The 1,929-nt window shown below is 66.5% G+C and carries 2 protein-coding genes; one reads left to right on the forward strand and one right to left on the reverse strand.

Annotated elements, in window-relative coordinates; genetic code table 11:
* The first annotated feature begins 187 nt into the window (after positions 1-187).
* The gene (locus Van01_RS32645; protein WP_239099450.1) at positions 188-1,177 is read left to right on the forward strand and encodes a DMT family transporter; all 990 of its coding nucleotides are present in this window, start codon (positions 188-190) and stop codon (positions 1,175-1,177) included.
* Between the two features lie 483 nt (positions 1,178-1,660).
* Here Van01_RS32645 and Van01_RS32650 read toward each other — a convergent pair whose 3' ends face one another.
* On the reverse strand, positions 1,661-1,816 hold the full coding sequence (locus Van01_RS32650; RefSeq protein ID WP_204015808.1) for a hypothetical protein: 156 nt from the start codon (positions 1,814-1,816) through the stop codon (positions 1,661-1,663).
* Positions 1,817-1,929: the final 113 nt, after the last annotated feature.

A 1,929-nucleotide genomic window follows, 5' to 3' on the forward strand; every position in this document is an offset into this window, starting at 1 on the left:
GGAGAACGACGCCGTCTCTGGAGGCGGCTACACTTTTCTGGTGACTTTCCTCGTAGTCTCGCCGCCGCCGGCCACCCGGTAACGACGTCGTTACTGACCCGGCTCTCTTATCCGAGCCCGGGTGCGTTCGTGTGCCCGGGCGGCGACGACAACGAGGATTTCTGTGGATACTAATAAGTCCCCGACCGTGGGACGAGGAACCTTCTATATCCTTCTGGCGGCGGTCGCCTGGGGCACTGGCGGCGCTGCGGCGGCCATCCTCTACGACACCAGCGGAATGGGACCGATCGCGGTGTCCTTCTGGCGGTTCGCAGGTGGGGTCCTGCTGCTCATGGCCGGGCACCTGGTGTTCCGGCGACGCATGGTGGCGCTGGCACCCACGTCCGCCGGAACCCAGGCCGTAGCCACGCCCCTGCGCGACCGGTGGCAGCAGGTGGCGGCAACCGGCGTAGGGCTCGCCATCTACCAGACGGCCTACTTCGCTTCCGTGGAGTACGCGGGGCTGGCCGTAGCGACCATGGTCACCCTTGGCTCCGGGCCGATCCTTATAGCGCTCGGTGCACGCGTGACAATGGGCGAACGACTCGGCCGGGCCGGCACAGTCACCGTCGCAACGGCACTGGTCGGGCTGGTGCTCTTGCTGAGCGACGGAGGCGCCAACGCCTCCTCGGCACCAATGCTGGGACTGGCGTGCGCGTTGCTGTCCGCCGGAGGGTACGCGGGCGTCACACTGCTCAACCGAAAGATCGGCCAGGACGCCACCAGCGGCAGACCGCAAGCAACGGTGCTGGGCGGGTTCATCATCGGGATGATGTGTCTGCTGCCCCTGGCCCTGATCGAAGGGCTCCTGCCCACCTCCGGTGACTCCCGTCAGGTGCTAGGTCTACTCGCCTACCTGGGGGTGGTGCCCACCGCGGTGGCATACAGCCTGTTCTTCGTCGGGCTGGCCTCGGTCCGCGCAACCACCGCATCGGTCATCGCGCTGGTCGAGCCAGTCACGGCGGCCGTCATCGCGGTGCTGCTGCTCCACGAGCGGCTCACCGTGGTCGCAACCATCGGATCGGCCGTGCTGCTCTCCGCGGTGGTCACGCTGATCCTCGCCGAACGGAGGGCGCCAGCAGTGCAACACGTAGCAGCCGGGTCGCAGCAGCGGCCCACGCCCACACCTGCCAACTGAGGCAGGACTAACGCGGCATCGACTGGGGCGGCTTCCGGTACTGGGCGGAGCCAGCGGGATCACGCTGGCTCCGCCTCATACGCAGAGTCGACCGTAAGGAGCCGATTTCCTCGTCGGGCAGACGCCAGACCGTCCAGCCTCCCAGGCAGGGACAAGGTGGAGCACCTCGCTGGTGCCGTGACCACGAACGTTCGCGGTATTGGATGACACGCCGTTCGGCCTGTCGGCGTCGCGGCGGTCAGGCTGTGGCGGTGGCAGATCCTGTACGCGTGCGGCGGCTGAGTGATCAGGAAGGTCAGCAGCTGCTCAGAATGACCCGCCGAGGAACCCGCCTCGAGAAGCGGGCGGTGAATTCGGCGGCCATCCGCCAGTGCGTGGTGGCCCTCGATGATCGAGCAGCCCAGCTTCTGCAAGCAAAAGATGCGCCGGAGCAGACCGCGACAATGCGGTCAATGCGTCCCTGTGCGTGCCGTAGCGCGTCGATCACGGCTCAGTGCATACCTCGAACTGGTAGAGCGTGGGCAGTCCTGGCTGCTGTACGCCGAACACCTCGGCGGCGCAGGCAAGCTCGAACGTGGCCTGCGGCGGCAGCACGAGATCGACGACCCGGTGAACCACGATGGCAGGAAAGTACCCCATGGCGTCAATCCTGACACTGGGCGTTTCGCATGGGTGCTACGACCATGGCGGCATGGCACACGAAAGCAGTGATGTTCAGGTCGTGCACGTCGACGAGGTTGAGCCTGTCGAAG

This window comes from Micromonospora andamanensis (assembly GCF_016863495.1).
Classification (GTDB): Bacteria; Actinomycetota; Actinomycetes; order Mycobacteriales; family Micromonosporaceae; genus Micromonospora; species Micromonospora andamanensis.